The 8,297-nt window shown below is 68.2% G+C and carries 3 protein-coding genes; all 3 read right to left on the reverse strand.

The genetic code is table 11. The features are described 5' to 3' along the window. Positions 1-8: 8 nt before the first annotated feature. The 3 genes from P3W85_RS03670 to P3W85_RS03680 all read right to left on the reverse strand — a co-directional run bounded on the left by P3W85_RS03670 (position 9) and on the right by P3W85_RS03680 (position 7,787). On the reverse strand, positions 9-1,160 hold the full coding sequence (locus tag P3W85_RS03670) for a branched-chain amino acid ABC transporter substrate-binding protein (protein WP_017230611.1): 1,152 nt from the start codon (positions 1,158-1,160) through the stop codon (positions 9-11). Between the two features lie 143 nt (positions 1,161-1,303). After that, on the reverse strand, positions 1,304-5,305 hold the full coding sequence (putA, locus tag P3W85_RS03675; RefSeq protein WP_276263772.1) for a trifunctional transcriptional regulator/proline dehydrogenase/L-glutamate gamma-semialdehyde dehydrogenase: 4,002 nt from the start codon (positions 5,303-5,305) through the stop codon (positions 1,304-1,306). A gap of 196 nt (positions 5,306-5,501) precedes the next feature. Then, positions 5,502-7,787, reverse strand: coding sequence for a primosomal protein N' (locus P3W85_RS03680; RefSeq protein WP_276263773.1), 2,286 nt, complete (start codon positions 7,785-7,787; stop codon positions 5,502-5,504). Positions 7,788-8,297: the final 510 nt, after the last annotated feature.

Here is an 8,297-nt window from a genome sequence, read left to right on the forward strand (position 1 = left end):
AGCGTGCCTTACTTGCCGCCAACCGTTTCCAGCACGGTCCACTTGCCGCCGACTACCTTGTAGACGGTGATACCACCGTCCTTCAGGTCGCCGCGCGCGTCATAGGCCAGGGTTTTGGAAGTCACGGCCGGCATATTGGTGGCCGCCAGCACCGGCAGGTAGCGGGCCGGATCGGCCGAGCCTGCCTTGATCATGGCGGTCATCATGGCCGTGGCGCCGTCGTAGGCATAAGGCGAGTAGGTCTGGACCTTGCTGCCAAAGCGCTTTTCGTACTTCTTCTCATAGGCGAGGCCGCCGGGCATCTGCTCCAGCGGCAGGCCGGCCAGCGACACCACGGTGCCGTCGGCGGCAGGGCCGGCCAGCTTGAGGAAGTTGTCGGTCTTCGACATTTCGCCCGACACCACCGGGGACTTCATGCCGAGCTCCTTGACCTGCTTGGCCATCGGCGCGGACTGGGTCTCGGCGCCGCCGAAGAAGATCACGTCCGGGTTGCTGCGCTTGATATTGGTCAGCACGGCCTTGAAGTCCACCGCCTTGTCGTTGGTGTACTCGCGGCGCACGATCTTGCCGCCGGCAGCCTTGGCCGCCTTTTCGAACTCGTCGGCCAGGCCCTGCCCGTAGGCGGTGCGGTCGTCGACGATGGCGATATTCTTGGCGCCCAGCTTCTTCACCACGAACGCACCGATCACCGAACCCTGCTGGGTGTCGGAGGTCATCATGCGGAAGGTGGTCTTGAAGCCCTGGCGGGTGTACTCGGGCGCGGTGGCCATGGCGATCTGCGGAATGCCGGCACGGTTGTACACCATCGACGCCGGGATGCTGGTGCCGGAGTTGAAGTGGCCCAGCATGCCCTGGATGCCGCCGTCGACCAGCTTTTGCGCGACCACCGAGCCGGTCTTGGGGTCGGCCGCGTCGTCTTCGGAGAGCAGTACGAACTTGACGTCCTTGCCGCCGATCTTGGGCTTGGTCGCGTTCATTTCCTCGATGGCGAGGACGATGCCGTTCTGCATGTCCTTGCCATACTGTGCCTGGCCGCCGGTCATCGGCGCGGCGAAGCCCAGCTTGATCTCCTGAGCCTGTGCGAAAGCTGCCGAAGCGGCGCAGAGGCCGGCGACGGACAGGGCAACGGTCAGGGCCGTCTTGTGGAAAGTCGAGTTCATCAGTTCTCCTTGGTGGCTTTTGAATAGCCTTGCTGCGCTTTTGGACGCGTCCGGGTGTGGCGCGAAACGCTCCCCGATTTCAATGACGCGGGACTTGCGGGATCGCCGCTCGCCTCGCGTCCCTCCGATTGACGGCCGGCAGGTCAGCCGATCGTCATCAAACTGGCATTGCCGCCCGCAGCCGCCGTATTGACGGACAGCGAACGCTCGATCAACAAACGTTCGATCGCAATATTCGGTTCACCGTGCGCCAGCCCTTGCACCGAAATGATCGGGCCGGAACGCGTGGCCAGCTGTTCGCAGACGGCGCGCAACTGGTCGGAATCGCCGTGGTGCAGCACCGCGTCGAAGTTCGCGTCACCCGCGGCCCAGTCCGTTACCAGACGGACGCGCGATTGTACTGCCTTCGGCAAGCGTGCAAACAGCGTGCGCGCCATGGGGCTGTCAGGCCACACAGCCTGGCTTCCGGCTGCCAGCACCGCTGCCAGCTGGGTGGCCAGGTCGGCCTCCTGCTGGGCCAGACACAGCACCGCGGCGCGCGGCAGCAGAGTGTAGGTGTTGCGCTCGCCGGTGGGGCCGGGCAGCGTCACCGACAGGCCTGCGGGCGACGCCGCGGCAAAGCGCTCGCACACTGCCGCCAGTTCCGGCAGCGCCGCACCTTCGCCTTGCGCCCATGCCTTCAGCGTGCCCAGGGCATCGGCCACCATGCTGCGCACCGGGCCGGCATCGTCGGCGCCGCCAGGCACGTCCGAGGCGCGCACGGCGCGGGCCACGGCGTCCTGCGGGCAGACCGAGAGCAGGCGGTGCAGGTAGAGCGGGCCGCCCGCCTTGGGGCCGGTGCCGGACAGGCCTTCGCCGCCGAAGGGCTGCACGCCCACCACCGCGCCCACGATATTGCGGTTGACATAGAGATTGCCCACCTCGGCCCGTTCGACGATATGCGCGATGGTCTCGTCGATGCGGGTATGGATGCCCATGGTCAGGCCGTAGCCGGTACCGTTGATCTGCTCGAGCAGCGGGTCCAGGCCGGCGCGCTCGAAGCGCACCACATGCAGCACGGGGCCGAATACCTCGCGCTGCAGTTCTTCGATGCTGTCGAGTTCGATCAGCGTGGGCGAGACGAAGGTGCCGTGGCGGCAGGCGGCACTGGCGGCGCCGTCCGGGCGGGCCTGGTGGACGCGGCGGCCCTTGGCGCGCATGGCGTCGATATGGCGCAGGATGTTGTCGCGCGCTTCTTCGTCGATCACCGGGCCGACGTCGGTCGACAGGCGGTCCGGGTTGCCCATGGCCAGTTCGTCCATGGCGCCCTTGAGCATCGCCAGCACGCGGTCGGCCACGTCTTCCTGCAGGCACAGCACGCGCAGCGCGGAGCAGCGCTGGCCGGCCGAGTCGAAGGCGGAGTTCACCACATCGCCCACCACCTGCTCGGCCAGCGCGGACGAGTCGACGATCATGGCGTTCTGGCCACCGGTCTCGGCGATCAGCGGGACCGGGCGTCCGGCGGCGTCCAGGCGGCCTGCCACGCTGCGTTGCAGCAGGCGCGCCACCTCGGTGGAGCCGGTGAACATCACGCCCTTGACGCGGGCGTCGCCCACCAGCGCGGCGCCCACGGTCTCGCCGCGGCCCGGCAGCAGTTGCACCGCGCCGGCCGGCACGCCGGCCTCGCGCAGCAGGCGCACGGCGCGTGCGGCAATCAGCGGGGTCTGCTCGGCGGGCTTGGCCAGCACGGTGTTGCCGGCGGCCAGCGCGGCCGCGACCTGGCCGGTAAAGATGGCCAGCGGGAAATTCCACGGGCTGATGCAGACCACGGGCCCGAGCGGGCGGTGGGTGTCGCTGGAGAAGGTTTCCCTGACCTGGGCGGCGTAGTAGCGGAGAAAGTCCACCGCCTCGCGCACTTCGGCGATGGCGTTGGAGAAGGTCTTGCCGGCCTCGCGCACGATGGTGCCCATCAGGGACTGCATCTGCGCTTCCATCAGCTCGGCGGCGCGCTCCAGCGCGGCGGCACGGACCTCGGCCGGGGTCGCCTGCCAGATCGGCGCGGCGTTGACGGCGGCCTGCAGGGCGGCTTCCACCTCGGCCATGCTGGCTTCGGTAACGTGGCCGACCACGTCGCGCAGGTCGGACGGGTTGCGCACCGGCGCGGGCTGGACGGCATCCTCGCCGGCCGCGGCTTCCACACCCAGCAGCGGCACGGCGCGCAGCGTCTCGCTGGTGCCGGCCAGCAGCGCCGACGACAGCGAAGCGAGGCGATGCTCGTTGGAGAGGTCGATGCCGGCGGAATTGGCGCGCGACTCGCCATACAGGGTGCGCGGCTGCGGGATGCGCGGGTGCGGCAGGCCGAGGGTGCCTTCCTCGGCATGCATGCGCTCGACCACCGTCACCGGGTCGGCCACCAGTTCGTCCAGCGAGATGGTCTCGTCGGCGATGCGGTTGACGAAGGAGGTGTTGGCGCCGTTTTCCAGCAGGCGGCGCACCAGGTAGGCCAGCAGCGTCTCGTGCGTGCCCACTGGCGCGTAGATCCGGCACGGGCGGTTGAACTTGCCGTCGGCCAGCGGGCCAACCACCTGGTCATACAGCGGCTCGCCCATGCCGTGCAGGCACTGGAACTCGTACTGGCCGGGATAGTAATTGTGGCCGGCGATCTGGTAGATGGCCGCCAGCGTGTGGGCGTTGTGGGTGGCGAACTGCGGGTAGATGGCGTCCGGCACCGACAGCAGCTTGCGCGCGCAGGCCACGTAGGACACGTCGGTATAGACCTTGCGCGTGTAGACCGGATAACCCTCCAGCCCGTCCACCTGGGCGCGCTTGATCTCGCTGTCCCAGTACGCGCCCTTGACCAGGCGGATCATCAGGCGATGGCGGCTGCGGCGGGCCAGGTCGATCAGGTAGTCGATCACGAAGGGGCAGCGTTTCTGGTAGCCCTGCACCACGAAGCCGATGCCGTTCCAGCCGGCCAGCTCGGGCTCGAAGCACAGGCGCTCCAGCAGGTCGAGCGAGATTTCCAGGCGGTCGGCTTCCTCGGCGTCGATATTGATGCCGATGTCGTACTGGCGAGCCAGCAGCGTCAGCGACTTCAGGCGGCCGTACAGCTCGCTCACCACGCGCTCGTGCTGCGCGCGGCTGTAGCGCGGATGCAAGGCCGAGAGCTTGATCGAGATGCCCGGGCCTTCATAGATGCCGCGCCCGCGCGAGGCCTGGCCGATGGCGTTGATGGCCTGCTCGTAAGAGGCCAGGTAGCGCCGCGCGTCGGCCTCCGTCATGGCCGCCTCGCCCAGCATGTCGTAGGAGTAGCGGAAGCCCTCGGCCTCGTACTTGCGCGCGTTGGCGAGCGCCTCGGAAATGGTTTCCCCGGTGACGAACTGCTCGCCCATCAGGCGCATCGCCATATCCACGCCCTTGCGGATCAGCGGCTCGCCGCCCTTGCCGATGATGCGGGTGAGCGCCTTGGAAAGGCCCGCCTCGTTATGGGTGGCCACCAGCTTGCCGGTCAGCAGCAGGCCCCAGGTGGCGGCGTTGACGAACAGCGACGGGCTCTGGCCCAGGTGCGACTGCCAGTTGGCGCCGCTGATCTTGTCGCGGATCAGCGCGTCGCGGGTGGCCTTGTCGGGGATGCGCAGCAGCGCTTCGGCCAGGCACATCAGCGCCACGCCTTCCTGCGAGGACAGCGAGAACTCCTGGATCAGGCCCTGTACCAGCCCTTCGCGCCCCGTGCCCACCTTGCGCTCGCGCAGCCGCGTGGCCAGGGTCCTGGCCATGGCGAGCGCTGCCTCGGCCTGCTGCCGGGGCAGGCGGGCCTGTTCCAGCAACACCGGCACGCACTCGGTTTCCGGGCGTCGGTAGCCGGCGGTGATGGCCGCGCGCAGCACCGACTGCGGCTGCACGCTCTGGGCGAATTCCAGGAAGGGCTGCGGTGCGCCTTCACCAGCCGCGCCGTCGAATCCATCGGCGCCTTCGGCGATACCCTCGCTCCCCGCACCTGCGGCGCCGGCCTCATGAGGCAGATGGCCCCGCTCGACTTGTTCCAGATAGGTGAAGATGGCCTGCTTGATCAGCCAGTGCGGCGTGCGGTCAATCGACTGGGCAACGCGCTTCAGGCGTTCGCGGGAAGCGTCGTCCAGCTTGACGCCGAGGGTGGTGGTGGCCATGCGCTTGATTCTCCGTAAGACGCGGACGCTGGCCCCCCGGTGCTTTCGGGAAACCTGCGGATTGGCGCGATCATACTCCGGCAAAAACCAAAGGTGCAACTAGGTACAACCACCATGATCGGCAGCCAATGACGGTTGCACCACATCTTGTGCCACGCTGCCTCCAGCCCATCTTCAACGGCCTCGGAAGGGCCGCTCAAATCCGCAAGGGATCGATCTCAAGCTGCCAGCGCACGCCCTTGGCATCGGCCATCGCGTCGCTGAAAGTTTGCACCCACTCGCTGATAAAGCGTTGAAGAGCAAGGCGGGATGTGCTCTCCACCAGCATCTGCGCGCGCTCCCGGTTGGCCACACGCACCATCGACATCGGCACGGGATCATGGAGTTGCACCTCCGGCGCCATCCGGCACGCATCCGCGCGGTTGCGCGCGCCCTGGAGGAAGGCCAGCGCCCGCTCCAGCTGGCCGTGCTCGGCCGTGACCAGCACCTGGTAAGCGAACGGGGGCAACCCGGCCTGGCGCCGCTCGCGCAACTGCGTTGCCGCGAATCCATCATAGTCATGGCGTACCAGTGCCTGCAATGCCGATGCATCGGGATAGCGGGTCTGGATCAGGACTTCGCCGGCCAGGCCTGCCCGGCCGGCCCGGCCGGCCACCTGCATCAGGGAGGCGAACAGATGCTCGGCGGCGCGGAAATCGTGGCTGAACATGGCGGCGTCGGGATGGACGATGCCGACCAGCGTCACACGCTGGAAGTCGTGCCCCTTGGCCACCATCTGGGTGCCGACCAGGATGTCGACCTCGCCCGCGTGCACTTCGTCGAACATGGCCTGGGCACTGCCCTTGCGGCGCGTGGAATCGGCGTCGATGCGGGCGATGCGGGCCTGCGGGAAGCGCGCCGCCAGCGCCTCCTCGATGCGCTGGGTGCCGCGCCCGAGCGGCGCCACGTCGACATTGCCGCAGTCCGGACAATGGTGCGGCACCGGTGACTCCAGCCCGCAGTGGTGGCAGCGCAGCCGGCGTTCCGGCCGGTGCAGCACCAGGTAGGCGGAGCAGCGCGGGCAGCCTGACAGCCAGCCGCAGCTGTCGCAAGCGAGCACCGGCGCATAGCCGCGCCGGTTAAGGAAAAGCAGGCTCTGCTCGCCGCGGGCCAGGCGCGCCTCGATGGCGTTCAGCAGCGGCACCGACAAGCCCTCGTAGAGGGCGCGCTGGCGCTGGCGCTCCTGGTTAAGGTCGACCAGCTTTACGGCGGGCAGCGTGGCATCGGTCTGGGCGCGCTCGCGCAGCACCAGCTTGCGATAGGTGCCCTGCTCCGCGCGCCACCAGGACTCCATCGACGGCGTGGCCGAACCCAGCACCACCGCGATGCCGAGTTGCTTGGCGCGCCATACCGCCAGGTCGCGCGCCGAGTAGCGCAGGCCTTCCTGCTGTTTGTAGGAGGTATCGTGCTCTTCGTCGACCACGATCATGGCCAGGTGCGGCAGCGAGGCCATGACCGCCAGCCGCGTGCCCAGCACGATGCGCGCCTCGCCGCGGTGCGCGGCCAGCCATTGCAGGGTGCGCTCCTGGTCTGCCAGGCCACTGTGCAGTACCGCCAGAGGCAGATGCGGGAAGCGCGCGGCGATACGGCCCTGCAATTGCGGTGTGAGGTTGATTTCCGGCACCAGCATCAACGCTTGCGCCCGTGGATCCCGCGCCAGCACTTCGGCCATGGCGTGCAGGTAGACCTCGGTCTTGCCACTGCCGGTCACCCCGTGAAGCAGGAAGGGCGAGAATCCGCTGGCCTGGCCGATCGCCTCCACCGCCACGCGCTGTTCTTCGTGCAGCGGCGGCGCGACGGACGGCTCGGCCGCCGAAGGCGCCCCCAGCAGGGGCTGGTCCGCGCGCACCGAACTCGCCCAGCCCGCCTCGACCCACTCGGCCAGACGCGACGGCGCGGCGCTGCAGAGCGCGCGCGCCTCGCCGGCGGATACGGCCCGCCCGTCTTCGCTGGCGGCCACCAGGGCTTGCGCCAGCGCCAGCACGGTACGGGCGCGTGGCGGCACCGCAGCCAGCAGCGCGGCGCCCTGCCCCGGCACCACGCGGTAATGCTCGCTGCGGGCACGCAGTGCCAGGCGTGCCCAGCCCTCGGCCTCGCGCAGCGCCGGCGGCAGCGCCGGCAGCATGACCTCGCCCAGGCAGCGGTGATAGTAGCGGGCGGCAAACTCGGCCAGCGCAATCCAATGGGCGCCGAGCGGGGGCAGCCAGTCCAGGCGCTGCGCGACCGGACGCAGCCGCTCGGCCGGCACGTCCGAGTGGGTGGAGCGCGACACCGCCACGCCCACCAGCATGCGGCGGCCAAACGGCACCGCCACCAGTTCCCCCGGCTGCACTTCCGGGGGAGCAAGATAGTCGAAAAAATCGTCTGCAGGTGTATCGAGCGCCACCTGCGCCACGGCAGGCCCTGCGGCGGCCGCACCTGGCAAGGCCGGGGAAAGTGCCATCGGCCCGGCTTCTCCGGGGATCGCCGGCAAACTCACGGCGCGGCTCCGGCGGCGCGGGCGGAACGCTGCATCGGGTACGGTCCAGTATGGGGCGGCGACGCCCATTGCGTGTGCAGACGAACGCTGTGCAGCTTCCCGGACAGATCAAGTGTGCGGCGCAACATCAACTTAAAGTAACGCTTCAAATGTGCCCCTAAGTCGATGATAGATGGCGGGTTTTCCCGGCCCCGGGCACCGCCTGTGGATAACTTTGTTGAAAACTCGTCCGGAGTTTCTGTGAAGGCCCGTAAAACAAGGCTTTCACTGGCATTCCGGCACACTCCCGAGCCCGTGCAATCCCTTGTAAATCAAGGACTTGCTGCCCTCCCTCAGATGAGTTAAGCACTAACCCGCTCTTGCACTGCGGAAAACCCATTGATGTGCATAAGTCAAGCCTTGACAAGCGCGTAGCGGCACCGAAAAGGCGAAATATTGCAAAATAGTTTACTTGACAGCGCTTTGGGCAAGCCT

Origin of the sequence: Cupriavidus basilensis (assembly GCF_029335485.1) — a bacterium.
In the GTDB taxonomy this organism is placed as follows: Bacteria; Pseudomonadota; Gammaproteobacteria; order Burkholderiales; family Burkholderiaceae; genus Cupriavidus; species Cupriavidus basilensis_E.

Excerpts from the sequence above, each read along its gene's own strand:
- putA (WP_276263772.1), bottom strand. The coding sequence starts at position 5,305 with ATGGCCACCACCACCCTCGGCGTCAAGCTGGACGACGCTTCCCGCGAA.
- P3W85_RS03670 (WP_017230611.1), bottom strand. The coding sequence starts at position 1,160 with ATGAACTCGACTTTCCACAAGACGGCCCTGACCGTTGCCCTGTCCGTC.
- P3W85_RS03680 (WP_276263773.1), bottom strand. The coding sequence starts at position 7,787 with ATGGCACTTTCCCCGGCCTTGCCAGGTGCGGCCGCCGCAGGGCCTGCC.